This is a genomic window from Thermosipho sp. 1244 (assembly GCF_018588215.1).
GTDB classification, from domain to species: Bacteria; Thermotogota; Thermotogae; order Thermotogales; family Fervidobacteriaceae; genus Thermosipho; species Thermosipho affectus.
On sequence record NZ_LNGA01000004.1, the window covers coordinates 1 to 26,646 of the forward strand.

A 26,646-nucleotide genomic window follows, 5' to 3' on the forward strand; every position below is an offset into this window, starting at 1 on the left:
ATCTCTAAGAGATGGAACTCTCTTAAAGTATAATGCACCCATTTCTAATGTCTCTCTAAACGAAAGAGCAAACAGTTCTTTTAAAACTGCTAAGGAAAGAATTAGTGCGTCTGGGTATTTCTTAGGTCTACCTTTGGAGGTAGATTTTTGAGGAAGTTGTGGTAAAATATTGTTGTAAAATTTTTTAACAAGTTTGAGTATTTTCTTTATGTTAGTTCTTCTCATATCAGGGGAGATTATATCATCTCCCCTTTTATTTTTGAACCACTTCCTCTTATTTTTGAAACACTCCCAAAGTTATTGACTAACTAAAAAAAATATGATATATTACTTCCTGGAAGGTGTTCCGGCGTAGCTCAATAGGCAGAGCGGGTGGCTGTTAACCACTAGGTTGGGGGTTCGAGTCCCTCCGCCGGAGCCAAGAGGGGAGAGATATTCTCCCCTTTATTTTTTTGTAGTTTTAAACATTTTTAAAATATGGATTTTTTCTAAATAACGTTTTTATATTGCAATATTCATCGTGCCCAGGAAGTATCAACATATTCTCATCTAATTTCCTAAATACGTTGTTTAGCTTTTTTATAGATTCAATCATTAATTTTTTTGAGCCACCTAAGTCGCTTCTTCCTACGGTATTACAAAATACAGTATCTCCTGTGAATATTAAGTTATCAAAAATTACTATCCTTGAACCTAAGGTATGACCCGGTACTGCTATTGTATCAAAGTATAAATCTATATCTTTTGCATCTTTTTCAAAAATAAATGTCTCCCCAAAAAGATGTGAAAAATTCTTGGATGGATCATACAACATTTTCTTATCTTCTTTTGAAATGTAAACATCCTCTACATTCAATTCTAAGAGTCCTGCTATATGATCGTAATGTCCGTGTGTTAAAATTACTTTGACAGTGATTTTTCCTAGATATTTTCCTATTCCAAATCCTGGATCTACAACAAAGTTCTCAAAAATATATGTATTAGTGTTAAAAAATCCTGATGTTTGATAAACTTTAAATTTCATACAATTCCCTCCATTAGAATTCCTTGACTTTTTATTTATATTTCGTAATAATTTTTTCAAAGTTATTTTTGTGACTTTTAATTATAATAGATAAAAAAACACAAATCTATTAAAAGCTCTTGCAAATATATTTTACTATAATTTTTTTCAAGAGTTGCTTTTCATGATAAAAAATACTTTGAAAATTTAATTTTTTCTCATAGATAGGGTAAAAACATGTTGGTGATGGCAACGTGTTATTCAGATAGAAGAAGAGATACCGTATCTTTCTATTTCAGAATTAGAACTAAATACGTTAGCAAAGCATTATACATAGTAGCCGGTGTAAGGAAAGACGGTGCTGCGAGATTTGCGTGGAAAAATTAAGGCATTGGAGAAGAATAAAAACAGCAAATATGTTGGAGAAAGTAAACAAAAAACTAAAGGAGATACTTGGCTATGGATTATTAATCTGTTTTAGAATGAAAAGATATAGAGAGAATATAAAAAACTTTTTAGTTTGGTAGAATTTATATTGTTTACAAAAATGATATTGACTCTAATTTAAAATGGTTTTAGAATAAAAGTTAGGAGGGGGTATAATGAAAAGAAAATTAATATTGTGGAAAAAGGCTATAAATAAGAGATTTTCCCTGTTTGGGAAGTAATATTTTGTGGTTGATGAGGAGCTTTTGCTCCTCTTTTTCATTTTGATAGTGGAGGGGTGTTATGTGCGGGATAGCAGGTGTTTGGAATGTAGATGATTCTTATAACATTTTACATGATATTTTATTAGGTCTTCAACACAGAGGGCAAGAAAGCACGGGGATTGTCATTGAAGGTTTCAAATTTTTAAAGATGCAAGGGTTGGTCTCACAAGTTTTAACTAAGGAAAATTATATAAACGGTAGAAGTGGTATTGGACATGTTAGATATTCGACGTTTGGAGAAAATAGTGAAATTCAACCCCTTATGGGTTTAACTTCAAAAGGCAAATTTGCAATTGCACACAACGGGAATATTCCTGATGCAAAGATTAGGATGAAATCACTTGTCGAAAAAGGAGCAGTTTTTAACACAACAATTGATTCTGAAGTATTCCTCCATTATATTTCCCTTGCTCCTTATTCTGATCCAAAACTTTCCACCCAATGGTCTCTTTCAAGGATTCCTGGAGCTTATTCCATCGTGATATTAACGGACAATATGCTTATAGCCGCAAGAGACAGTTATGGTTTTAGGCCACTATTTTATGGAAAATTTAAGGGGGGATTTGTTGTATCTTCCGAGGATTCTGCTCTAACGGCGTTGGGTGCAAAAGAAATAACGGAAATTGTACCAGGTGAAATGGTTATTTTTTCAGATATGGGTTTAGAGAAGGTAAAGTTTGCAACAACAAAAATGCGTTTTTGTGCATTTGAATATATTTATTTTTCAAGACCAGATAGTAATTTTTACTATGGAAATGTGCATAGAGCAAGGTTTAAAATGGGGGAAATTTTGTATCGTGAAAGTCAAATGACGGGAGATATTGTAATTCCCATACTTGATTCTGGCTTTTCAGGTGCGTTAGGATTTTCACTTGCCTCAAAAATTCCCATAGAACTTGGTCTTATGAGAAATAGATATCTAGGACGGAGCTTTATAATGCCCGAAAATAGAGAAGAAATTGTCAAAAGAAAATTAATTCCCATCCCTCAAGTAATAAAAAACAAGGAAGTTATTGTAATTGATGATTCAATTGTAAGGGGAACAACAATGAAGCAGATAGTAAAGATGTTAAGAGAAAGTGGTGCAAAGAAAGTAAAAATTGGTATACATTCACCACCGGTAATAGGGCCTTGTCCATATGGTATTGACACATCAAGGAAAAGTGAATTAATTGCAAATCAAAAGGAGATTGAGGAGATAATTAAGGAAATAAATGCAGATGAGCTTTATTATTTGTCTTTAAATGGGCTTAAAGAAGCTATTGGAGGAGATAAGTTATGTTTGGGATGTCTAAATCTAAATTACCTAATATAGTGATTTTGGCATCTGGAAATGGTTCAAATTTTGAAGCGATAGTAAATGCGACAAGAAAAGGAGTTCTTAATGCTAACATTTTAAGGTTGATTACCAACAAGAAGTGTTTTGCAGAAGAAAGGGCTAGAAGACTTGGGATTTCTCATACAAGGCTTAAAGATAATTGGGCAGAGGAATTATTTACGCTTTTGAAAGAACTTGCACCAGATTTAGTGGTTCTTGCGGGATTTATGAAAATTCTTCCACCAAAGATTGTAAATAATTTTAAAATTGTAAACATACACCCTTCTTTACTACCTGCTTTTCCAGGAAAAGATGCTATAAAACAGGCATATGAATACGGGGTTAAAGTAACGGGAATAACAATTCACTTTGTGGATGAGGGTGTAGATACGGGACCTATAATTTTCCAAAAGGCCTTAGAGATAGATGGTTTGACATTAGAAGAGGCGGAAAAAGAAATACATAAGTTGGAGCATAAGTATTATCCACAAGTTATTGAATCTATTTTAAATTCGTGAAAGGAGTGAGTGGGGGTGTATCTTGAAAAATTTGATATGGAATTAAGGTATGGGGAAAATTCTCATGAAAAAGCGGAAATGTTTGGAAAACCTGCATTTGAAATTTTGCACGAAGGAAAACAAATTTCTTTTAACAACATATTAGACGCAGAATCAGCATTTGTAATTGCAAAAAATTTGAAAAAATTAAATGGCTATGGAAGTGTGGTAGTGAAACACCAAACGCCTTGTGGTGCATCTGTAAATAAAAGCAAAGTGGACTCCATACTTTCCGCTATTTTAGCCGATGAAGAATCAAGTTTTGGTGGAATACTTTCGGTGAATTTTGAATTTGACGAAGAATGTGCACTGGCTATAAAGAAAAAGTACCTTGAAGTTGTAATTGCAGAAAACTTTACAAAAGAAGCAATAGAAGTATTAAAATCTAAGAAAATACGTATATTAAAAGTTAGAGATTATGAACCAAAAGTTGGAAGACCTGCATTTGGAGCTTTTTTAATAGGTGAAAGGAAATTACCAGATTTAGTTTTTAAGCATGTAGCAGGTCCTAAACTTTCAGAAAATGAAATGACCGAACTAATTTTTTCATATATAGTTGTTGAAGGAGTAAAGTCAAATGCCATACTTATTTCCAAAAATCTTACAACAGTGGGAATAGGTACAGGTCAACCTTCAAGGAAAAGGGCGGCTTGGATTGCCACAGCGCTTGCGGGTGAAAAGGCTATTGGGGCATATGCTGCTTCTGATGCATTTTTCCCATTTCCAGATGGTTTGGAAATTCTTGCAAATGCAAAGGTTAAGGCAGTAGTTGCACCCATGGGATCTATTAGAGATAGTGAAATAATTGATGCGGCAAGTAAACTTGGAATATCGTTCTATAAAGCAAATGGTAGAGTGTTTAGACATTGAGGTGAGAGTATGGAAATATGCATATTGGGATCAGGTGGGAGAGAGCATGCTATAGGTTATTCATTTGAGAAAATTGGATTTGAAGTGTTTTATGCGCCTGGGAATGGGTTAACGGGAAATAATATTGATGATATAGAAAATTTCAATGGATTAATAATTCCAGGTTCTGAAGAATACCTTGCAAAAGGTGTTGCAGAAAAATTGAAAAATGTCTTTGGTCCAACAATTCAAGGGGCAAAATTGGAGAGTTCAAAGATATTTGCCAAAAAATTTATGAGCAAATATAATTTGCCTACACCGAGATTTGAAATAGTAGAGAACGAATTAGAATTAAGGGAAAAGATAAGGAAATTTTACCCTCCATATGTTTTAAAAGCGGATGGACTTGCAAAAGGTAAAGGTGTTTTAATTACAAGTGATGAAAGCGAAGCAATAGCACTTGGTGCAAAACTTATTAAAGGTCAATTAATAAAAGGAGTTTCAGGACCTATAATTTTGGATGAATTTATTCCCGGAAGAGAACTTTCTGCCATGGCGGTTGTTAATGAAAAGGGATTTTCATTGTATCCTTTCATCCAAGATTACAAGAGGGCAAATACAGGAAACATGGGACCAAATACCGGTGGTATGGGAAGTTTTGGACCTATCAGTATTGATAAGTCAATAAAAGAAAAGGTAGAAATACTCTTTGAAAAAACGTTATACGGTCTTAAAAAGGAAGGGATAAACTACAGAGGATTTTTATACCTTGGACTTATGCTCTTTGAAAAAACACCTTATATTTTGGAATACAACGTTAGACTAGGTGATCCAGAAACAGAGGTAATTGTGGCTACAAATCCAGAAAATTTTGCAGAAACAATTTTGAAAGCCACAGAGTGTGAGAAGATCCCGGATTTTTCCCCTGAAAATGTAGCCTTAGATGTTGTATTAGCAAGCAAGGGATATCCTATTTCATACAAAAAAGGATTAGAGATAAAGAATATCACGAAAATAAAAGGAGAAAATTTCATTATTTTTGGAGCAGGTGTTAAAAGGAATGGTGAAAAACTGTACACAGACGGTGGTAGGGTGCTACACTGTGTGGGAATTGGCAAGACAAAAGAAGATGCAAAAAACGTAGCATATGATCTTGCAAAGAAAATAGATTTTGAGGGTAAGTTTTTTAGAACGGATATAGGGGTGATTTACGCATGAAGTATACCTATAAAGATGCAGGGGTAGACGTGAAAAAGGGTGATGAGTTTGCAAGTGAAATAAAGAGAAATGCAATTATTCCAGAATGGATAATAAAAGAGCCTACAGGTTATGCGACAATTTTAGACTTTACAACCCCAAAGATAGCTGTAACTGCAGATGGAATTGGGACAAAGATATTACTACACATAGAATTTCAAACTTGGAATGATGCTGCGAAAGATTTAATAGCTATGAATTACAACGATCTAATATGTGTCGGTGCAAGACCTAAGGCTTTTTTGGATTATTTGGGGGTGCACAGTATAGATGAAAATTCAAAAGAATTCGTAAAAGCTTTAATAGTAGAACTTGAAAAGCATGATATGTATTTAGTTGCTGGCGAAACAGCGGAAATGCCTGATTTATATCAGGAAAATCACATGGATGTTGCAGGTTTTGCCATCGGTGAAGTGATAAAGTTATTTGAACACGAGAAAATAAAACCGGGGGATTACATATTTGCGTTAGATGCTTCGGGATTTCATTCAAATGGTTGGAGCTTGATTAGAAAAATTTTAAGGAAAGAAAATATAAACATAAATGATTTGTCCTTCAATCTATTAGAAGGAACGAGAATATACTCAAATATTATAGAACATTTTGACAAGATAAAAGCTATGGCACATGTAACAGGTGGTGGTATTTTAAGAGCACTTAGAAGGCTTTTAAACGGAAGAGGTTGTAATGTAAATCTTGAAAGAAAGGATTTTGTAGATTGGATTTTGAAATATGTTGAGTTTAGTGAAGCTATTTCCACTTTTAATATGGGATATGGGCTTATTTATGTGTCGAATAGTAAGGATCTACCAGGAAAGATAATAGGAAAGGTTACAGAAGATGAAAATCTTAATTTGATTTTATGACTCCGATGCGGAGTCATTTTTTTTTAGATGTGGTATAATCTATAGGAAGGGAGGAGATTGTTTGAAAAGATTTTTAACATTTTTCTTTATTTTTCTATTAACTATTTCTTTTGCCGTGAAATTTGGTTTTTCCACACAGGATGGTGTGTGGTTGAGGGGTAGTATAGAAAATTTTGGGTTTAGATTAGGCTATCCACTTTCTTGTGTCTCATTTTCATTAAATAGTGATATATTTTCATATAAAATTTTAACTGGATATGTATTTAACAATAGTACATATCTTGTGAATTTTTATTTTGATACTGGGATTGATAATTTTTCTTTTTCAAGTTATGTAAAATCTACTTTTCATAAGCCTTTAACAACGGAGACATCTACTGAGACAGGAAGAATATACCTTGGAATTTTACCTGATTTTAGGTTTGATAGACTATCTTTGGGATTTAACGTTGAATTTTCTTGGATTTACATATATTATGACCCAGGTGTTAATGTAAACTTTTTGTCTTTTGTTAATCCCGAAGACATTTTAAGATATCATCTTTCTTTTATTGCGTCGTATGATTTATTTGAAAATATGACGTTTTTTGTAACGCTTTCAACAAAATACAAGTGGATATCGTATTTATCCACACCTCTTTTTGAAAATCAGTTTATCAATTTTGGAATAGAGGTAGAATCGGATGGTTATAAATAGAGCATTTGAAAACATTGTAAAAAAGAGTCCTTTTTACGCGTATCTGCTTCTTGGAATTTCTTTTCAAAAGGATGAAAATGTAAAGAATATATCTATAAAATTCACCAAGAATGGTGAAATTGTTTTTTTGTATAACCCTTCTGTTAATAAGAAACCAATATGGTTCGTTGAGGCGATTATTTTGCATGAGTTAATGCATATAATAAACCAGCATTTTAGGATAAAGCCGAGAAATAAAAGGGAAAAAAAGATTTGGGACCTTGCAATGGATGCCGCTATAAACCAATATATTCCTGAATTAGATGCAAGAGGTGTGCCTCTAAATGTCCTTATTGAAGAAGGACATGGAGTAGATAACGAGGTAATATTTGCAGCTCCACCAGCTTTTTTAATAGATAAGACTGCTGAAGAATATTTTGAGTGGATGATGAAGGAATTTGAAAAAAAAGGTGATTTTGATATAGAAGCATTACCTGATTCAATAGATGATCACGATTTTCAATCTGAGATTCCAGTTGAAATGATAATAGAAATTACTAAAGATAAAGTTGGAAAAGCTTTTAACATGTTTGGAAAAAAACTTGACTCTGGTTTAAAGCAGAATATAGATGTAATCTTGCAAAAATCTACATTAAATTGGGAGACGATTTTAAGACGTTTTTCTAATGCATCTATAAAAGGAGATAAATACATGACACCATTAAGACCAAATAGACGATACGATGATCAGCCAGGTTGGAGATATGAATATAAGTCAAAGTTAGCCGTTATCTTGGATACAAGTGCAAGTATAATAGAAGAGGAAATGAATCAATTTTTAACCGAGATTGAAAAGATAGCAAAACAAGATTCCCAGTTGATTTTAATACAAGTGGATAAATCGGTAACTATGGTGACGGAATACAAATCTGGAAATTGGAAAGATTTAGAAATATACGGTGGAGGAGAAACTAATCTTCAACCTGCGGTGGATCTTGCACAATCAAAGGTAGGAGTGGAGGGGATAATAATCTTTACAGATGGGCACGTGGATGTTCCCGTTGTAAAGAGAAGAGTTTTGTTTGTGCTCTCTTCAAAGCACAACCCAGAATTCATAGAAGATGCTGTAAGAATTTATGGAAAAAATTCTGTAATTATTCTTAAATAGAAAGGATGAAAAGGTGAGAGTTTGGTATGAATTTAAAAGACTTATTGGAAAACCTGTAAATATAGTACTCATCATCCTTTTACCTGTTGTGCTTACAGTTGCAAGTATAATATTTTTCAATGGGTTTGGAGTCTCAAATGTTAAACTTGGGGTGTACAACTTGGATGATTCTGCACTGTCGCGGTTTACAATAAAGCTTGTTATGTCCTTTTTTAAGGGTGGTACACTTAGGTATGTAGATGAAAATTATGTGGAGCTTTTGCAATCTGGCGAAGTGAACGCCGTTATGATAATTCCGAGTAATTTTACAGATGCACTATACAACGGACAAAAGGTAAACATTGATTTTATTCCAAGTCCAGTTGACTTGCAATTATCCGTTGGTATATACAACGTATTAAATTCGATATTTAACGATTTGAATGGTTCGCCATTTTTCAATCCTCAAGTTTTAAGGTATTTATTTGTAAGTAATGAAACACCAGCACCTCAATTCGTACCAAAAACCAAGAATTTTAAAACGGATTTTGGCAATTTATTTTCACCGGCAATTTTGTTTTTATCTGTGATATTTTTGCTCCTTGCAATAGGTGTATTAACTGTAATTAATGATAGAGAACTTGGACTTATTACTATCTTTAAAGTTAATAACGAAAAATGGTATAAATATTCCGTTGTAAAATTTCTAGCATTGTTTTTTTTAGGTTTGTTTGTGTCATTTAGTGTTTATCTTGTTGGGAATTTATTTGGTGTAAAAATACCTTTTAGCATCTTTTTTCCGCTTTCTTTAACGGCAATAATATTTCATTCTGCTCTATCAATATTTATTTCGAGTATTTCTCCTAATAAGGCGGTAGCTAATATATTAGGAATATCCCTTTCCATGTTTTTCTTTTTTACAAGTGGAAGTATTACACCTGTCACCACACTTCCCAAGGCAATGTTTAAATTGGCATCTTATACGCCATCGTATAAACTTACCTATGCATTGAGAAATTATCAATTAAACAACATTGGTATATCACAAGAATTAAAGTATTTAATTGTAGTTTCTATCATTGCCTTTGTAGTAATGATATTTACCGTGAAAAAGGAGTTTTTGAAAAAGTAGCTCTATATATCGTCTTGTACATCTAAGTAGTAATCTATAATTTCCTCATCTTTAAAGAATATTTTGTACTCTCTTTCAAAATTTTCTTTTGAATCACTTGCATGTATGAGATTTTTGGTTGTAGTTAATGCGAATTCTCCCCTAATTGTTCCAGTTCCCGCTTTTAGGGGGTCGGTGTTTCCGATTATGTGTCTAACCATTTCAATAACCCTTGGTGCTTCTACTACCATTGCAACTATTGGACCGCCTGTGATGAATTCTATTAAATCTTTATAAAAGCTCTTTTGCTTGTGCATTTTGTATAATTCTTCTGCTTCTTCTTTTGTTACCCAGTGCATTTTTAGTGCAACTATTTTTATTCCCCTCTGTTCAAATCTTTTTATTATTTCTCCGATTAGTCCCCTTCTTACTGCATTTGGTTTTAAATAGACAAACGTTCTTTCCATGAAAGCACCTCCACGTATTTGTAATTTGTAGATAAAGCTTTTAATACTTCATACATCTCACCTTTTGGATACTTTGTAAGTACAAAGGTGTAATTGTCAAATTGCGGCAATACTTTTATTAAATCTACAAATCCATATTCTTCAGGAAAGATTTTTTTGCCTTCTGAGTTTTTACATTGTTTTATGTTTTCCTGTCCTAAAAGTTTTTCCAATGGTATGTTGTATGTTTTTGAGTATAATTCTTTAAATGCTGCATCAATTGCAAAGATTACTTTTTGATGATTTGGAAAGTGTTTTGATAGTGAATATGCTATATTGAACGTATCCTCTATTGATGCTTTTTCCACAATGTATCTATATTCTTCGATTGCACCCATAATAACCTTGTAGTTTTCTCCCTTTTTTCTTTCAGGTACAATAGCGCCAATTCCACTGTTTTGATCATCTGTAACTTCTATTGAGACATATTCTCCAAACTCTGATCTTTCAAGGTTGTAGAAAAATTTCATTACTTCCCACCTCCGAGTATATTCCATAGTTTTATTGTAAATTCTTGTGAAACGGTATTCAGGTATGATAGAAATTCTATAAGATATTCTCTATCAAATGTCTTTAAAATTTTTACAAGCTCGTCCATACTGAATTTTCCAGTTTTTATTAAATTTATTAGGTATTCGTAATCTATATATTTCATAGGATTTGTCTTGATAACTTTTAATTTTCTGTATACAGATGAAATGGTAAAAGGATTTTTCCCTATATTTGTTTTTAATGCGATTTTTCTCCAAAGTGGTGCTACATCTCTTCCACCTAATAAATCTTTTCCGTCTTGTGATATTATCATTAATATTTTCCCATCTGCTCCTAAAAACCAAGCATATTGCTCTGCTGTTCCAGTTTTTCCTACTATAGTTCTTCCCGGTATTTTTGCACGTATACCTGTTCCGTATTTTACTACTTTTTTTAGTATGTTAATAATTAAATAGCTTGCTTCCATGGGATATCGTTTTGATGGGGAAACTATATTTAAAACTTCTGGTGATGCTTTGTAAAATACAACTCCATCACTATTTATCACTTCATCTATTATGTGTGGCTTTATAACTATTCCACTGTTGAAGATTGCCGAAAAACCTTTTGCAATTTCTTCATGTGATGTTTCCAAAGTTCCTAAAGACAACGTTAAATCTTTTGGATAATACCCTTTTATTTTCAATTCATCTTCCAAAAAAAATCTTACAGTGTTATCACCTAGCATAAGGTAAAGATTAACAGATGGGATGTTTCTTGAATGTATTAATGCATTTTCAAGTGTAATTTCACCATAATAGTTTCTTTCAAAGTTTTTTGGAGTCCAGTCACCTATTTTTATAGGTAAATCAAATAATTTGGAGTCCAAGTTATATCCTTCTAGCAATGCTTTGTAATAGTAAAGAGGCTTTATTAGTGAACCAATTTGTCTTCTACCGTTGTTGGTACCTTTACCGTACATTGCAAGGATTTCACCTGTTTTGTAGTTCAATATTAATCCAGCGTTGTTTTCCCCCAAGTTTTTGCTGAGTAATGTGTAATATTCTTTATTTAAAGTAGTTTTGACTACAAATCCCTTTCTCAATAGATCCAAGGTAAATCCCTTTTCTTTTAATTCCTCAATAACCCGCCAAAATATTTCTTCATCGTATTTTGATTCAAATATGTTATACGATTTTACTTTTTGGAGCATTTTACTGTATTTTTCGTATTCTTTTTGGCTTATATAATTTTCCGTTAAAAGCCTTTTTAGAACCACATTTGCCCTGCTATGATTTTTAAGATTTTGTGGGTTAAAGTTTTCAGGAGATTTTACTGTATTTACAAGAATTGCAATTTCTGCTAAGTTTAGTTCTTTTGGTTCTTTGTTAAAATAATATTTAGCAGCTGTCCCAAAGCCGTATATTCCATTTCCCATATACACGGAATTTAAGTAAAGTTCTAAAATTTCTTTTTTGGTTCTTATTTTTTCTATGTAAAGTGATATAAAAATTTCTTTTATTTTTCTTTCAATGGTCCGTGCTTGTGTTAGATACAAACTTCTAACAAGTTGTTGTGTAAGAGTACTTCCGCCCTGTGTATTTCTTTTAAATACCGTGTAAAATATTCCCCTTAGCATTCCTAATATATCTATTCCGGGGTGTGAAAAAAAATCCTCATCTTCAGAGATTATAACGGTAGTTATAAGACGTTCTGGATAGTCTTCTAGTTTGTACCAATAGGCTTTCGGAAAATAAAAAGGTGTACCATCTGAATATTCTATAATAAGACTCGATGGTACTAGAGTTTCTGGATCCGGTAAATGTGCAGTGATCTTTTTGTACATATAAAAGAGTGTGAGAAAAATTGAGAGAAAACCAATTAAAAAATATGTAAAATATTTCATATATTCCCCTCAATAGATTCCATATAGTCATCTATTTCATTTTCCAAGTTTTCAAAACCTTCTTCAAAAACTCCTATAAATTCTTCAAAGTTTTTTTCAAATTTTTCTGGAGTTAAAAAGGCATTATCTATAACTTTTATCATTTTCTGCTTTGTAATTTCTATAATTTTCTTTCCATTAAAGACAAAAACACTTCCATCAAAGACAAACCATTTCCACGAGTTATTTTCACCTTCACAACCAAATTTTGTTCCACGCACACCTGCTGTGACAGAACTACCTTGTATTTGAAATCTAGATTTTGACATTAAGAATTTTACAACATCTGCTATAACACTACCTTTTTCCACACTTAATTTAAAGTCAAACTCATCATCTTTTTGTCTGCTTTTTTCTATCTTTACAATTGTATTTTCTTTTATATAGACTTTTCCCCATTTTCCGGAAATGACTGCATAAGAGTTGTTTAGTGTTCTAAGATAGTAATTTTCATACAACTTTACATTATTTGAAACTGCTATCCATTCTTTTTTATTTTTTGAATAAGCAACATTTCCGGAAAATTCTTCTAATATAATCGGTGCAACATCTTTTGGATAATCATATTCAACTATCTTGAAGTTGTACGTAATTTTCTTTCCATTTACGTCTAATATGAGATAACTTTTTATGGGGACAATTGGAGCTATATATGTAACAGTTGCAATATTTTTGAAAGATACTTTATCTATTAGTAGGTCTTCTGGCAGAACTCCTCCAAGCGCATCAACTACCGTTATTTCAATTTTTCCGGGTATTTTAAAGACTAAATTGGTAGACTCACCAGTATGTAGTGCAAAGGAAAGTAAAGGGATTAAAAGAAAAAAATACAGAATTTTTTTCATATATATCACCTCGCTTTGACTTTACCATATTTATATTCTACCACTATATCGTATAGATCTAACTTTTTTGCAAAATCTAAGTCTTTATCAAAATGTAAAGATTTTAGTTTTTTGGCATGGACACCAAAAAAGTTTGGTTTTTTTAGACCTTTCCACATGTACATAGAAACTAAAGCGCTATCGGATAACATTTTATTAGATAAGCCATGAACAAAAGCACCTGCTACCTGAATATCTTCAAATGAGATTTCTCCGTTATTTCCAGCACATACAAATAATATATCTGAAAAATTTTGGAGAAAATTTAATGTGGCGGTAAAGTTTACAAATGCTCCGAGAATTATGTTGTTTGATAATTTTTCAACCTTTTTTAAAGTTTTAGTACCATTTGTTGTGGTTAGGATAAGCTTTTCCCCTTTTACGTTAGTGTACTCTAATGGGGAATTTCCACAATCAAAGTCTTTGGGCTTTATTCCGTCTCTTTCACCACATATGAGAAATTCACCTTTGAATTTTAGAGCTTTTTCAATTGTTTCCACAGGTTTTATGTATTTACAGCCATTTGCAATGGCTGTAACCATTGTGGTAGTAGCTCTTAATACATCAATAACTACAATTACCTGAGCTTTTCTTAGTTTTTCAGGTAAAAATTTTACATCTATCATATTTTCACCTCAAAAAATAAGGGGGATTACCCCCTTAAGAATTCTTCAAGTCTTTCAAATGCTTTTTTAATATTTTCAAGGGAATTTGCAAAAGACATTCTAACAAATCCTTTTGCATTAAAAGCACTGCCTGGTACCAATGCTACTAGCTTTTCTTCTAAAAGTTTTTTGCAGAATAATTCATCATCTATATCAACTTCAAAGAAAAGATAAAATGCTCCCTTTGGCTCTACAAATCTAAGTCCCAGTTCTTTGGCTTTTTTTACCACAAAGTCTTTTCTTTTCTTAAATTCTCTTATCATATACGAGTTGTCCGCATTTAGTGCTCCAAGTGCAGCATATTGTGCAATAGAATTTATACCTGAAGTGCTGTGTGCTTGTATTTTTGCAATCCTTTTTAGGATGGCTTTGTTTTTTGTGGCAACGTATCCAATTCTCCAACCAGTCATTGCATATGATTTGGAAAAGGCATTGATGTATATGAGATTTTCGGAATTTACAAATTTTGTCAAAGATGTGTATTCACCGTCGTATACGAGTACATCGTAAACTTCATCTGTTATGACAAAAATATTGTTTTTATTTGCAATATTTGCAATTTCTTTTATTATATTTTCTGGATAAACTGTTCCTGTGGGATTGTTTGGAGAGTTTACAACTATGGCTTTTGTTTTTTTAGAGATTAAAGATTTTAGTTTATCTATATCAGGATGGAAATTATTTTCAAAAGTTGTTTCTAGAATTTTTATAGTTGCCCCGGTGATCATAACCATAGGTGGGTAGCTGACCCAAAATGGGGATATTAGTATTATTTCATCACCTTTTTCGGCAATGGATAACAGGGAATTAAATAAGGCTTGTTTTCCTCCATTTGTTACGATTATTTCGTCTTTTGAAAATGAAATATTTTTTCTTTCCAAAAGTGTTGAGATGGTTTTTCTAAGTTCAGGGATTCCCTTGCTATCCGTGTATTTTGTAAAATCCTTTTCAAGTGCTTCAATGGCTTTTTTCTTTATTATATCTGGTGTGGGAAAATCAGGTTCACCCGTTGTGAGATTAATTACGTCTTTGCCTTGACTTATTAGCTTCTTGGCAGTTGCGTTTATTTCTAAAGTCTTTGATGATGGAATTTCATCGATGATATTCATTAAAAGACCTCCTTTAATATTAAATAATATCTTACATATTCTTTTTTATCCTTTCCCCTTACACTTATCATTAAACTATTTACCTTATTTTGAATTTCAAAAGGGCCAGCTTCTAGTATGTCATTTTTAAAGGAGCTTTCCACTATGCCCTTTTCCCTTATGTATACAACGGGATTTGAATATCCTTTTAGATTTGTTTTAACGTATAACTTTCCATTTTTCCAAAAATAAGGTTTTTTCTTTAAAACTAGTGGCTTTCTTGATAGTACGTATATTAGATGTGATTTTGTTGCCCAGTCTTGTAATAGTGGTTCTCTGGGTATTTCGTATGGTGATATTTCCCTTGTGAAAGGGCCAGGGAGTTGTATAAATGCAAGTTTGAAGTTGTATTTTTTTAAAACTTCTATCATCTTTTTGTTGTAATATCCGTATGGATAGGCGTAATATTTTAATGGAGTATCCATGTGTTTATTCCAAATTTTTATTCCTTTGATTAAGTCTTCTTCAAAATAATCAATGTCTTTAAATGGGAATTTATCATGTGAATAAGAGTGATGACCAAATTCAACACCATATTCTGACATTTCTTTTATCATTTCCCAAGTAAGATATTCCTTTGAAACACCAATTCCTCCAAAGTACAAAAATACGGAGAAAGGTACGTCGTATTTTTTAAAAACATGGAAGGCTTTTGTATATGTAGTTACGTATCCGTCATCAATTGTAAAAATTACGGCATTTTCTTCTTCTTTTTTTCCATAAACGTAATCTTCAAGGTCTTTTAGTGTCCATATTTTATACCCTAATTTTTTAACGGTCTTTATGTGCATTTCAAGTTCACTTGTCCAAGTGTTTGTTGTGGGATATCTTTCATCGTCAAACCTGTGATAGATAAAAAGTACTATGTTTGAGAAAGAAATGTAAGATAATAACAAAAATAAGAATATTAATTTTTTCACTATATCACCTCATTTAATATTTTATTCTATAAATAGGAAAATTCCTATCAGAGAATTGCTTATTAAAACTTAAAAAAAACTTGTAAAAATTAAGTAGAAAAAGATAAAAAGAATTCTTTAAATGCCAGTTTTAATTCTTCAACATCTTCTATTTTCATAACTTTTGTTCTAAATTGTCTTGCCATTGGTAAGTTTTTTGTATATCCCGACACAAACTTTCTAAATTCACATGGTGCTTTATCTTTTACTTCAAAATAAAGCAAGTCAATGTGATGTAAGATTGTATCTTTTTTTTCACAAATTTTTGGTTTTTTTCCACTAAATATCCAGGGATTTCCTATTGCGCCTCTTGCTATTAAAACGCCATCTGCTCCAGAAATTTCCATTGCAGCTTTGATATCATCAAAAGAAAATATATCTCCATTGATATAAAAAGGTATATACCCTTTATTTTTTATATTCCACTTTGCTTTACCCGTGTACATCTGCTTTGCAGTTCTGCCATGTATGGCGATCATATCAGCACCTGCTTCAACAACAGTGTCGTATATTTTTTCAAATTCGTCTTTTTCAAAACCCAAACGTACTTTAACGGAAACTTTGGTTTTCACATTTTTTTTAACTTCTTCTATAACTTTTTTAAGTTTTTTTAGATCTTTTAATAGAGCACTACCCGCTCCCTTTTTTATAACTTTTTTCACAGGACATCCTGCATTTATATCTATCCATGCACCTCTTTTTTCAACAAGATAAGCTGACTGTGCCATTACAAATGGATCCGAACCAAATATTTGGATCGCCACTTTTTCTTTTTCTTCTTTTCTGGGAAAGTATTTTTCATTTACACTTAATTTTCTGATTATACTTTCCGCACTTATCATTTCTGTGTATGCAAATTCTGCACCGAATTCAAAGGAAAGGGTTCTAAAACTCCAATTTGTGACACCTGCCATTGGAGCAAGTCCCACCTTACCTATCACAATATACCTCCTCAACTAGTGGGATGATTGATTCTGGGACAAAACCGTATACGCTAAGTCCTTTCTTTATCCTTTCTCTGATAGTTGTGGAAGAAATCTGTATTAAAGGTAAATCTAAAAGATATATCGAATTCCACTTTTCAACTTTTTTTACCAAAGATTTATCTTTAAATCTGGGATATACAATCATTTTTACTTTTTTTAATATATCTTCGTATCTATACCATTTTTCAATGGAGTATAAGGCATCTTCTCCCACGAGAAAAAATATGTTTTCATATGTTTTTTCGTAATATTCGATGGTATTTATTGCATAACTTATACCGCCTAATCTGTGTTCAATATCGCTTACTTTTACATTTTCCATTTTTTCAAAGGCCTTTTTGGTTAGAAGATGCCTTGTTTCAAATGGTATTTCTACACTTTTGTGGGGAGGAGTTGCACTTGTCACAATGTGAAAATCAGCACTTTTAAACATTTCCCTTACAAGCTGTGCAATAACTATATGACCATTGTGTGGTGGATTAAAAGAACCACCGAAAATCACAAGACTATTCTTTAAATTCAAAAGCTCTTTTGGCAATCCAAACTGTGTCTCCATCTTTTGCCCCTGCCTCCCTTAATTTTTTGTCTAAACCATTCCTTTCAAGAAGTTCCATGAATTTGTTAAAACCATCTTTTTGAGACAAGTTCAATCTTTTTGCCCATGCTTCAACATATGTGCCTGTTACGATAAAGTCGTTATCTTCTTTTTGAATTTCAATAACGAATTTTTCTGGAAGTTCTATCCAAACAGGTTTTGGTCTTTCAATTTTTTGATTGGTTTCTTTGGAGACATTAAGTTTTTTACTTTCTTTTACTATTTCGGCAAGTTTGTATAAAACTTCTTTTATGCCTTCTCCAGTGTATACACTTATTGGATAAATTTCTTTTCCCAATTTTTCTTTTAACTTTTTAATCCTTTTTTCAAGTTCTTCTTTATCGAGCAAATCTATCTTGTTGGCTATTATAATTTCATCTTTTTGTGCTAAGTTTTTGCTAAAGTATTCCAATTCATTTCTAATATCAAAATAATCTTCTATTGGATTTCTACCTTCAATACCTGAAATATCCAATATATGAGCTATAACGCTGCATCTTTCAACGTGTCTTAGAAAAACATTTCCCAAACCTACTCCTTTACTTGCCCCTTTTATTAACCCCGGTATGTCTGCAACAACAAATTGAAATTTTTCAACTTGAACTACACCTAAGTTTGGAATTAATGTGGTAAAAGGATAATTTGCAATTTTAGGTTTTGCATTACTTATTCTTGAAATAAAAGAACTTTTTCCAACATTAGGATAACCAACTAATCCAACATCTGCAAGAAGTTTTAATTCCAATATTAGTTTTTTTTCCTCTCCTTCTGAACCTCTTTCAGAAATTTTTGGTGCACGCATTGTTGGAGATTTAAAGTGTACATTTCCCCTTCCACCGCGACCGCCTCTAGCTACACAGACAATCATACCGTCTTTATTTAAGTCAGCTATTATTTCACCAGTTTCAAAGTCTTTTACAACCGTCCCAACTGGCACATCAATGATTACATCTTTTCCGTTTTTCCCGTGCATCTTTTTTCCTTTCCCGTTTTCACCGTTTTCGGCTATATACTTTTTCTTTTCGGAAACGGGCAAAAGTGTTGATAGATTTGAATTTGCTCTCAAAAAAACATATCCTCCATTTCCACCATCACCGCCATCTGGCCCACCTTTTGGTACATATTTTTCGTGTCTGAAACTTGCAGAACCATCTCCACCTTTCCCACCTTTTACATAAATGACAACTTTATCAATAAAGTTGCTTTTTTCCATTTTTATCACCTCACATATATTTTACACCAAAATAAAAAATCCCCCTAATTAGGGGGAATGGAGCCAACGGCGGGACTCGAACCCGCAACCTACGCATTACGAATGCGCCGCTCTACCGATTGAGCTACGTTGGCACTATTCTAGTGTAATTTTATCAAAAATCATTTAATTGTCAATAAAGACTGAGCAAGTTTTTGTTTTAAATAATTTTTAGGTTACTAAAAAAATTTTTGTTTGCTTGACATATTTTTTTGGAAAGAGTATAATTTTTTTGAAAAAGGCATGAAAAATTTTGATAAAGATATGGATGTTGTATAATTTTTGTTTAATATGACCAAATTTTTTTAAAGGAGTGATAAATTGTTACCAAAATGTCCTGTATGTGGAAATATTATGAAAGTTACACAGTTAAAATGTCAACATGATAATGTGACTGTTTCTGGGGTTTTTACAGTTTCCCCCCTTGCGTTTTTAGATGAAGAAGATATGAAATTTATAATTCTTTTCTTGAGGAGTAGGGGGAATCTGAAAGAAATGGAGAGGATTACTGGTATAGGATACTTTACGCTTAGGGGAAAACTGGAGAAATTGTTAAATAAAATGGGGTTAAAACCATTTGAGAGTTCTGAAACAGGGGAATCAGAAGATGTATTTGAAAAATTAAAAAAGGGGATTATAAGTGTTGAGGATGCTCTTAATATATTAAAGAAAAAAGGGGAGGAAGATAAAGATGGATGAGATAAAGAAAGTGCTTGAGGCACTTCAAAATGGAGAAATATCAGCAGAAGAGGCTGAGGCGTTAATAAACGCAATTAAATCAAAAGAAGAAAACAAGGATTTTTATCAGACGACAGACACTTCAGAGGAGCCTATAGTTGGTGAGGTAACTGTAATCGATGAAACAGAAAATTTTCAAGGGGATTTAAACATTGTAAATGGAGAGGCTATAATAAAGGGAAAAGTAGCAGGAGATTGCTCCATAGTTTTTGGAAAACTCACCTTTTCAGGAGAAATAGATGGGGATCTAAACGTTGTTGGTTCTAGGGTTGATTGGAATGGAGGGATCATACATGGTAGTCTAAATATAGTTGCATGTAGAGAAAGCGGAAGACCACCTAAGGTATATGGTGGGTTAACAAGAGTTAACAACCTGCTTTTAAAAGGTGTCTTTAAGATTATAAAACCATTTTTTTCGGGTATGAAGATGAAAGAGGCTAATGGTAAAAAGAAGAAAAAATATAATACATTGATAGTTGAAGAAGGAAAATCATTGAAGATTGAAGAGGATATAAATGCAGAAGAAATAATAATTAAAGGAAAACTTGTTTGCAATAACATATATACGGAAAATATGATAGTTATTGGTGAAGTTGCTTGTGGCAATTTACAAGTTGAGGAATTAAAAGTATCTGGTTTGCTAAAGTGTGGGAATATAAATGCAGAAAAAATAATAGTAAATGAATCTGGAAAAATAAGCACTGGAAATGTAAACGCAGAAGAAATAATTCTCAATGGGACTCTTAGTGCAGGATTTGTTGGTTGTGAGACTATTTCAGGAAGAGGTATTTTAAACTCAGGAGTGATAAACTGTGAAGAAAACAATCTTGAATAAAAATTTTGTACTATTTATATTTGGAAGATTTGTTTCACTTATAGGTTCTGGAATTCAAATGATAGCAATTCCATTGTACATATTGGATAAAACGGGTTCAGGAGCTGCAATGGGTATATTTACACTCCTTGGAATATTACCAAGACTTCTTGCGGCCCCCTTTTCTGGGGTACTTGGTGACAGGTTTAACAGAAAAAATATTATGGTACTAACGGATTTTATTAGAGGTGGATTAATACTATTACTTTCTGCAATGTCATTTGGAAACCTACTTAATATGGTTGGTTTATTTGTAATCCAGGCGATTGTTTCCGTTTTGGATGGTTTTTTTAGCGCAGCTACAGCTGCAATGCTTCCGGATATAGTTTCAGAAGAAGATTTAAGAAGTGCAAATTCCATTTTAGGCGGTGTAAATTCATTTTCAATGATAATAGGTCCAATTCTTGGAGGAGTAGTATACGGATTTTTGGGGATTTCTTTGGTCTTCTTATTTAATGGGTTATCATTTGTCTTTTCCGCGTTAAGTGAAATGTTTATCATTTACAAACCATATCTATCAAAAAAAGAGGAACTTTCTGTAAAGACATTTTTTGTAGAATTTAAGGAAGGACTTTTTTTTATTGCAAATAAAAGGAGCTTAAGGTTTTTGTTTACCTTTGCAATGGTTACCAACTTTTTAATGGCTCCTTTATTACAAGTAGTAGAACCATATGTTTTGAGACAGGTTGTGAGGATGAGTGCACAACAATACGGGCTTGTGCAAACGTTTTTTACATTTGGCATGCTTTTGGGGAATATAGCAATTGTCTCATTCTTAAATAAGCTAAAGAATAGAGCACTGATGACACAAGGGTTAATCATTCAAATATTGCTACTTTTTGCATTTTCGTATTTTATATTCCCAGATGTCTTAAAGAATTTTTCTGTGATGCAGTTTTTCTGGATTGTAGGTGTTATATACTTCTTTCTTGGTTTTTTCAACGTGCAAGTTAATGTCCCTATATCTACTAATTTACAACTTATGACTCCATCGAGTATAAGATCAAGGGTTTTTTCAACATTGGAAGTTTTTTCGCAGATTATGGTTCCATTAGGAGCAGTAATATATGGCTTTTTACTTGATCATATTGCTGCACACTTTATTTTTCTTTCTGCAACTATTGTAACTGCGATAATTTCGGTTGTTTTTTTAGTATTTGCACCTTATGAGGTTTATGAGCCAAGTGAGGGATGTTAATAATTTCTTAGAAGCCTTTACGCATGGGATTTATAATTAAAAAATTGCTAGAAAAGTTCCGTGAAGTGTTGTAATGGAAAGATAACTTAAAAATTGTAGTATTACCAACTATTTTTGACTTGAAATACGTATAAGCTTTAATTGACGCAGTATAAAAAATGTTGTAAAATAATTGTGAAAAAAATAACATAAATTTGGAGGAAAAACATGAAGATAAAGGTTTGTATGGGAAGTTCATGTTATTTAAAGGGTTCAAATAAAGTTATAGAGAAAATTAAGAATATGAATTTGGACAACTTAGATTTGAGAGGAGCTCTATGTTTTGGAAAGTGTGTAAATGGAGTAAATATAGAAATAAATGGTAATTTAATTGAAAATATAACCCCAGAAAATGTGGAAGAGGTAATTAGAAAATTTTTGGAAAAAGGTGATAAAAATGAAAGAATATATAATCTCAAATGAAGCTGATTGTAAATATTGCTACAAGTGTTTAAGGCATTGTCCTGTAAAAGCTATTTCTTTTTCTGAAAATAGTTCTAAAGTGATTCCTGAAGAATGTGTAATATGTGGGAAATGTGTAGAAATTTGTCCTCAAGATGCAAAGAACTATGTTTATGATGCACCAAGATTAAGGCAATTTTTTGATGAAACTTTTTTAGTTTCTATAGCTCCATCATTTTTTGCACATTTTGAAGAACCATTCAAAGTAATAGGATTTTTGAAGGAAAAAGGGGCTATTGTTAGTGAAACATCGATTGGCGCAGAATTTGTATCTAAAGAATATAAAAGATTATACGAAAAACAATCTATTATAACGACATCTTGTCCAGTAATCGTTGAACTTGTTGAAAAATATTATCCAGAATTTATAAAATATCTTGCTCCAGTTGTTTCGCCGGCAATTGCGCATGCGAGATTTTTGAAAGAGAAATTTGGAAATTTTCCTTTGGTATTTATTGGACCTTGCATAGCTAAGAAAAAAGAATTAGAAGAAGAATATGATTTAGTTTTGACATTTGAAGAGTTTGAAAAATTTATTTTAAGCGAAAATATAAATCTCTTTGAATTTAAAGAAATGTTGCCAGATCCTCCGTATCCTGGAAAAGCACGGTATTATCCTATAACTGGCGGAATAATAAATACTGTAGATGGAGATTTTTCTAATTTTATTACAATTGATGGTATAGAAAATGTGGCCAAATTCTTTGAAACTGGTATTCCACAAAATGAAAAATTTTTTGTAGAAATGTCGGCGTGTAGTGGTAGTTGTATTGAAGGGCCAGGTATAACAAAAGAAATAAGTATCCTTGATAAAAAAGAAAGAATAGCGGTTGCTATAAAAAAATTATCCGGAGATGTAGAAACATTAGATGTTGAAAATTATTCACTTGATTTAAAGAGAACATTTGAAAAAAAGAAAAAAGATGCAAAGTTTACAGAAGAGCAAATAAAGAAAGTCTTAATTTCAATTGGAAAAACGGATCCATCCAAGGAATTAGACTGTGGTGCCTGTGGATACAATACTTGTAGAGAAAAGGCGATAGCGGTTTTGGAAGGAAAAGCAGAAAAAGAAATGTGTGTTACTTATCTTGTTGAAAAAGTTTCAAGTGTAAGTAATATGGTTGTTGAAGAAACTCCAAATATAATAATTATTTATAAAGATGGAAAAATTACTTTCAAAAATAGAATGGCCAGAGTTCTGTTTATGAGTTATTCAAACAATGAATTATATAAACTAATCCAAGAAATTTTGGAGGTAAAAAAACCAATTTGCGATGTAACAGTAAGAGGAAAAAGATATAGTTTTTACAAGAAAAAATTTTCCCTTCCCGAGGATAGCGGGGATGTTTTAATGTTAATTGATATTACAAAACAAATGAAACAGGAAGAGAAGATAAGACAATTAAAAAGGGAAACAATTGAAAAAATAGAGGAAGTTTTAAATAAACAGATGCATCTTGCACAGGAAATAGCAGGATTATTAGGAGAATCTATCGCGGAGACTAAAACGAGATTTATGGAATTTAAAAAGTTTATGGAGGAAGAAAATGATAACTTGTGAAATAACATATGGGTTCAAGAACAAACTAGGAGAAGAAGTTTGTGGAGATACAGTAAAAATAAAAAAGAGTGAAGAAAAAACAGTAGTGAGCGTATCTGATGGATTAGGAAGCGGTGTAAAAGCAAATATTTTATCAACTTTAACAGCTTCCATGGCTACGTCAATGGTATTTAATGGTTTACCGATAGAAGAAGTTTTTGAGTCAATATTGCTAACATTACCCGTGTGTAAAGTAAGAGGAATAAGTTATGCTACTCTTGCCACTTGTTTAGTGGAACATACAAAAAAATGTTGTACAATTATAGAATATGAGTTTCCTGTATTGTTTTTCTTTAGAGGAAAAGAAATAATAAATTTGGAAAAACAAAAGAAAGTTGTAAAGGGTAAAGAATTGTATATAAGTAAAGTGAATATTCAAGAAGGGGATTCGATTTTTTTAATGACCGATGGGTTTTCACAAGCTGGAATGGGGACGGATAAATATCCATTTGGTTTTGGGGTTGAAAATATAGAAAGAGAATTAAAATTTTTAATAAATAAAGGTGCTTCTCATAAAGAGATGGTAGAGTATCTAATTGATCTTGTGAAGAAACTTGATAGAGGAACAAAGGGCGATGATGCAACCGTTGTGGCTTTAAAGATAAGAAAAAAAAGAATATTGTCAATAATGGTAGGGCCACCTGAAAAGAAAGAAAATGATGAATTAGTTGTGAGAAAATTGATGAATTCTGAAGGAAGAAAAGTAATATGTGGGGGAACTACAGGTCATATTGTTGAAAGGATAACAGGGAAAAAGATAGAGATAGACTTAAATAGTATTTCTCATAAATCTCCTCCTATTGGTTATATGGAAGGGATTGATCTTGTAACAGAAGGAATAATTACATTAACAGAGGTTTTTAGATACTATGAACACCAATCGAAAGAATTGGGATTGGGTGCAAAGAAATTAGTTGAATTATTAGAAGAAGCAGATGTAATAAATTTCCTTGTTGGAAGAGCGATAAATCCCGCACATCAAAATCCGTTGTTTACACACGATATATCATTAAAGTTTAGATTGATAAAAGATATAGCAAAAGTCCTAGAAAAAAAGGGGAAGATAGTAAATGTTGAATATTTTTAAATTAATACAGTAAAGAAAATAAAAGGGGGGGAATTTATCCCCCTTTTGTTTTATGGTTTTATGAGAAAAAATAAAAGAATCAAACTTTAATTACCTCGATAGTTTTTTCATATTTTGAAAGAATATTTGCAAGCTTTTCTATAATATTCTTACGTATAGAAATGTCGATTGGTAAATCTGGATTTTGATACACGGAATTTATGCTTTGACCGAAAATGAATTTACATTCATCTGCTTCCAACAACTTCTTAGCTAACATTACAGCAGCATTTTTATCGTCTTTTGGAATTTTTGTCTTATCACCATTACATTTTTCAAGTAATTCTAATGTTTTTGAAAGGGTTAAAACGCCTTCCGTTACTAGTCCAACACCTTCTAATTCTCCAAATGGAGGTACATCCGATCTCATTGTAGAGAGGTCCATTTTAACTTCTTTGTTTACATATCGTGAAACAATATTTGACGTTGTTCCACCGCAGATTATCTTTTCTCCTTCTTCTGACAAGAACAATTTAACGACTTGTTCATCATTTTCCTTATTTAAAGGGGGACCTGTAAAAATTACCAATTTCTTTTTTTCTCTTATATAAATACCTGCTAAAGTTGCATCGTCTCCAGGTTGTCCATCGTAGTAGTTAAAAACTATATCCATTATGTTATCAACAACATATTTTAGATCATCGTATTTTCTAGTAGCTTTAATAAGATAATCAGAAATATTTTCATATCCCCAGCCTAAATCTAGTAATTTTTCTAGTCCGGCATAAAGTACACCATCACTAAAAGTATAAATATATGTGCGACCGATAACTCTAAATTTCCAGAGTTTGAGTTTTTTACCATGGATAGTTTGTTCTTCACTTGGAATCCTCAAAATAGAGCCATTTGAGACAAAAATGGGATCAGGGTTATCGAAATTTACTACCCTTACTTCTCCGTTTTTAAAAACTTGGATAACAGTGAACGTAGAATATGCTATTTTTCTTTCTTCACATATAGGTAAAGTTTTTAGAACGGTTTCTAAAATATCAGGAAGTGGAATACCTTCCTCAAACATTGTAAGAAAAATTTCTGTTGTCAGAGTGGCAAGTATATTAGCCTTGACACCACTTCCAAGTCCATCTGATAATACCAATATGAATGAGTCGGGAGTTGAACAACATTTAACTTTATCCCCGCTTAATTCTTCGTTATACTTTGCCCATCCCTTGTAATAATATACAGGTTTAAATTCCTTCATTATTTTTCCTCCCGAATTACTTCAAGCACTTTTAGCAAATATGCTTTTGTCTTTGCTGTATTTTCTCCAAGAAGGCTTGCTATTTTTTGTGCTGTTTCCATTTGATGGTCTATAACTTGATGAACTTTTTCTACGGTTTCTTCCATTATTTTTTCTTTTTTTTCTCTTTCTTTTTCCTCGTGTGTTACATCTGTGAACACACCTGCAATTAATCCTTCGTCTGGTATTCTGAAAATAACTTTGGTAGTAATCAAGTCTTGTTTACTGAAGTATAATTGTTTACCCACTATATTTTCATTGGTTGTCAAAACTTTTTTAAAACAAGAAGAGATATCAGAACCGATAACTTCCTCGAGATTATTTCCTATAATATTATCTGTAACATTAAACATTTTACAGAATGCAGGATTGACAAGTACAATTTTCAATTGATTATCTACAACAACTAATCCGTTTGGATCGTAATCCCAAAGAGTTTTCCAAATATTTTTTTCAGTCATAAT

At 32.1% G+C, this 26,646-nt stretch carries 28 protein-coding genes, 2 tRNA genes and 1 pseudogene; 16 read left to right on the forward strand and 15 right to left on the reverse strand.

Annotated elements, in window-relative coordinates; genetic code table 11:
• Positions 1–225 (reverse strand): annotated as a pseudogene (locus tag AS157_RS00630) (hypothetical protein); the annotation flags it as partial.
• Between the two features lie 120 nt (positions 226–345).
• Between AS157_RS00630 and AS157_RS00635 the strand changes: the two are divergent.
• Positions 346–421, forward strand: a tRNA-Asn gene (locus tag AS157_RS00635).
• 39 nt (positions 422–460) lie between these two features.
• Here AS157_RS00635 and AS157_RS00640 read toward each other — a convergent pair.
• Positions 461–1,024 (reverse strand): MBL fold metallo-hydrolase, encoded by a 564-nt coding sequence (locus AS157_RS00640; RefSeq protein WP_077289066.1) that lies wholly within the window; start codon positions 1,022–1,024, stop codon positions 461–463.
• Between the two features lie 216 nt (positions 1,025–1,240).
• Here AS157_RS00640 and AS157_RS00645 point away from each other — a divergent pair, with 216 nt between their 5' ends.
• The 9 genes from AS157_RS00645 (at position 1,241) to AS157_RS00685 (ending at position 9,515) form a co-directional block, all read left to right on the forward strand.
• Positions 1,241–1,390: a hypothetical protein gene (locus tag AS157_RS00645; protein ID WP_156033491.1), complete on the forward strand. Its 150-nt coding sequence runs from the start codon at positions 1,241–1,243 to the stop codon at positions 1,388–1,390.
• Between the two features lie 342 nt (positions 1,391–1,732).
• The gene (gene purF, locus AS157_RS00650) at positions 1,733–3,028 is read left to right on the forward strand and encodes an amidophosphoribosyltransferase (protein ID WP_077289065.1); all 1,296 of its coding nucleotides are present in this window, start codon (positions 1,733–1,735) and stop codon (positions 3,026–3,028) included.
• Positions 2,992–3,549 carry a phosphoribosylglycinamide formyltransferase gene (purN, locus tag AS157_RS00655; RefSeq protein WP_143611743.1) on the forward strand — a complete coding sequence of 186 codons (558 nt, stop codon included), beginning with the start codon at positions 2,992–2,994 and terminating at the stop codon, positions 3,547–3,549. Before purF ends, purN begins: the two co-directional genes overlap by 37 nt.
• Before the next feature lie 15 nt (positions 3,550–3,564).
• Entirely contained in the window at positions 3,565–4,458 is an 894-nt protein-coding gene (locus tag AS157_RS00660; protein WP_143611742.1) for a phosphoribosylaminoimidazolecarboxamide formyltransferase, read from the forward strand.
• Positions 4,459–4,467: 9 nt separating this feature from the next.
• Positions 4,468–5,655, forward strand: a complete 1,188-nt coding sequence (purD, locus tag AS157_RS00665; protein WP_077289064.1) for a phosphoribosylamine--glycine ligase — start codon at positions 4,468–4,470, stop codon at positions 5,653–5,655.
• Positions 5,652–6,560: an AIR synthase-related protein gene (locus tag AS157_RS00670; protein WP_077289063.1), complete on the forward strand. Its 909-nt coding sequence runs from the start codon at positions 5,652–5,654 to the stop codon at positions 6,558–6,560. The genes purD and AS157_RS00670 overlap by 4 nt, the downstream gene beginning before the upstream one ends.
• A 61-nt stretch (positions 6,561–6,621) precedes the next feature.
• Positions 6,622–7,257 carry a hypothetical protein gene (locus AS157_RS00675; protein ID WP_077289062.1) on the forward strand — a complete coding sequence of 212 codons (636 nt, stop codon included), beginning with the start codon at positions 6,622–6,624 and terminating at the stop codon, positions 7,255–7,257.
• The gene (locus AS157_RS00680) at positions 7,244–8,404 is read left to right on the forward strand and encodes a vWA domain-containing protein (protein WP_075665633.1); all 1,161 of its coding nucleotides are present in this window, start codon (positions 7,244–7,246) and stop codon (positions 8,402–8,404) included. The genes AS157_RS00675 and AS157_RS00680 overlap by 14 nt, the downstream gene beginning before the upstream one ends.
• Positions 8,405–8,417: 13 nt before the next feature.
• Positions 8,418–9,515 (forward strand): ABC transporter permease, encoded by a 1,098-nt coding sequence (locus AS157_RS00685; RefSeq protein WP_077289060.1) that lies wholly within the window; start codon positions 8,418–8,420, stop codon positions 9,513–9,515.
• 2 nt (positions 9,516–9,517) lie between these two features.
• On the opposite strand, the gene ndk is transcribed toward AS157_RS00685, so the two are convergent.
• The 11 genes from ndk to AS157_RS00740 all read right to left on the reverse strand — a co-directional run bounded on the left by ndk (position 9,518) and on the right by AS157_RS00740 (position 19,000).
• Entirely contained in the window at positions 9,518–9,961 is a 444-nt protein-coding gene (gene ndk, locus AS157_RS00690) for a nucleoside-diphosphate kinase (RefSeq protein WP_075665631.1), read from the reverse strand.
• A complete protein-coding gene (locus AS157_RS00695; protein ID WP_077289059.1) occupies positions 9,937–10,470 on the reverse strand; it encodes a hypothetical protein in 534 nt (177 codons plus the stop codon). The genes ndk and AS157_RS00695 overlap by 25 nt, the downstream gene beginning before the upstream one ends.
• On the reverse strand, positions 10,470–12,377 hold the full coding sequence (locus AS157_RS00700; RefSeq protein WP_077289058.1) for a transglycosylase domain-containing protein: 1,908 nt from the start codon (positions 12,375–12,377) through the stop codon (positions 10,470–10,472). The genes AS157_RS00695 and AS157_RS00700 overlap by 1 nt, the downstream gene beginning before the upstream one ends.
• Positions 12,374–13,261, reverse strand: coding sequence for a FecR domain-containing protein (locus AS157_RS00705; protein WP_077289057.1), 888 nt, complete (start codon positions 13,259–13,261; stop codon positions 12,374–12,376). Before AS157_RS00705 ends, AS157_RS00700 begins: the two co-directional genes overlap by 4 nt.
• Positions 13,262–13,266: 5 nt before the next feature.
• The gene (locus AS157_RS00710; RefSeq protein ID WP_077289056.1) at positions 13,267–13,926 is read right to left on the reverse strand and encodes a 2-phosphosulfolactate phosphatase; all 660 of its coding nucleotides are present in this window, start codon (positions 13,924–13,926) and stop codon (positions 13,267–13,269) included.
• A gap of 26 nt (positions 13,927–13,952) precedes the next feature.
• Entirely contained in the window at positions 13,953–15,074 is a 1,122-nt protein-coding gene (gene aspC, locus AS157_RS00715; protein ID WP_077289055.1) for an aspartate aminotransferase, read from the reverse strand.
• Positions 15,074–16,033: a polysaccharide deacetylase family protein gene (locus AS157_RS00720; RefSeq protein WP_077289054.1), complete on the reverse strand. Its 960-nt coding sequence runs from the start codon at positions 16,031–16,033 to the stop codon at positions 15,074–15,076. The genes aspC and AS157_RS00720 overlap by 1 nt, the downstream gene beginning before the upstream one ends.
• 89 nt (positions 16,034–16,122) lie before the next feature.
• Complete coding sequence (locus AS157_RS00725; RefSeq protein ID WP_077289053.1) at positions 16,123–17,013, reverse strand: tRNA dihydrouridine synthase; 891 nt, start codon at positions 17,011–17,013, stop codon at positions 16,123–16,125.
• Positions 17,003–17,614 carry a nicotinate (nicotinamide) nucleotide adenylyltransferase gene (nadD, locus tag AS157_RS00730; protein WP_077289052.1) on the reverse strand — a complete coding sequence of 204 codons (612 nt, stop codon included), beginning with the start codon at positions 17,612–17,614 and terminating at the stop codon, positions 17,003–17,005. The genes AS157_RS00725 and nadD overlap by 11 nt, the downstream gene beginning before the upstream one ends.
• Positions 17,565–18,866, reverse strand: coding sequence for a GTPase ObgE (obgE, locus tag AS157_RS00735; protein ID WP_077289051.1), 1,302 nt, complete (start codon positions 18,864–18,866; stop codon positions 17,565–17,567). The genes nadD and obgE overlap by 50 nt, the downstream gene beginning before the upstream one ends.
• Positions 18,867–18,924: 58 nt before the next feature.
• Positions 18,925–19,000, reverse strand: a tRNA-Thr gene (locus AS157_RS00740).
• A 226-nt stretch (positions 19,001–19,226) separates the two neighbouring features.
• Between AS157_RS00740 and AS157_RS00745 the strand changes: the two genes are divergently transcribed.
• The 6 genes from AS157_RS00745 (at position 19,227) to AS157_RS00770 (ending at position 24,903) form a co-directional block, all read left to right on the forward strand.
• Positions 19,227–19,604 (forward strand): DUF2089 domain-containing protein, encoded by a 378-nt coding sequence (locus AS157_RS00745; protein WP_077289050.1) that lies wholly within the window; start codon positions 19,227–19,229, stop codon positions 19,602–19,604.
• Complete coding sequence (locus AS157_RS00750) at positions 19,597–20,478, forward strand: SHOCT-like domain-containing protein (RefSeq protein WP_077289049.1); 882 nt, start codon at positions 19,597–19,599, stop codon at positions 20,476–20,478. The genes AS157_RS00745 and AS157_RS00750 overlap by 8 nt, the downstream gene beginning before the upstream one ends.
• Positions 20,456–21,715, forward strand: a complete 1,260-nt coding sequence (locus AS157_RS00755; RefSeq protein ID WP_077289048.1) for an MFS transporter — start codon at positions 20,456–20,458, stop codon at positions 21,713–21,715. Before AS157_RS00750 ends, AS157_RS00755 begins: the two co-directional genes overlap by 23 nt.
• 207 nt (positions 21,716–21,922) lie before the next feature.
• Positions 21,923–22,177 (forward strand): NAD(P)H-dependent oxidoreductase subunit E, encoded by a 255-nt coding sequence (locus AS157_RS00760; RefSeq protein WP_077289047.1) that lies wholly within the window; start codon positions 21,923–21,925, stop codon positions 22,175–22,177.
• Positions 22,152–23,777: a [Fe-Fe] hydrogenase large subunit C-terminal domain-containing protein gene (locus AS157_RS00765; RefSeq protein WP_077289046.1), complete on the forward strand. Its 1,626-nt coding sequence runs from the start codon at positions 22,152–22,154 to the stop codon at positions 23,775–23,777. Before AS157_RS00760 ends, AS157_RS00765 begins: the two co-directional genes overlap by 26 nt.
• Positions 23,764–24,903: a SpoIIE family protein phosphatase gene (locus AS157_RS00770; protein WP_077289045.1), complete on the forward strand. Its 1,140-nt coding sequence runs from the start codon at positions 23,764–23,766 to the stop codon at positions 24,901–24,903. Before AS157_RS00765 ends, AS157_RS00770 begins: the two co-directional genes overlap by 14 nt.
• Before the next feature lie 79 nt (positions 24,904–24,982).
• On the opposite strand, the gene AS157_RS00775 is transcribed toward AS157_RS00770, so the two are convergent.
• Both AS157_RS00775 and AS157_RS00780 read right to left on the reverse strand, forming a co-directional pair.
• Positions 24,983–26,143 (reverse strand): SpoIIE family protein phosphatase, encoded by a 1,161-nt coding sequence (locus tag AS157_RS00775; protein ID WP_077289044.1) that lies wholly within the window; start codon positions 26,141–26,143, stop codon positions 24,983–24,985.
• Positions 26,143–26,643 (reverse strand): PAS domain-containing protein, encoded by a 501-nt coding sequence (locus tag AS157_RS00780; protein ID WP_077289043.1) that lies wholly within the window; start codon positions 26,641–26,643, stop codon positions 26,143–26,145. Before AS157_RS00780 ends, AS157_RS00775 begins: the two co-directional genes overlap by 1 nt.
• Positions 26,644–26,646 lie beyond the last annotated feature (3 nt).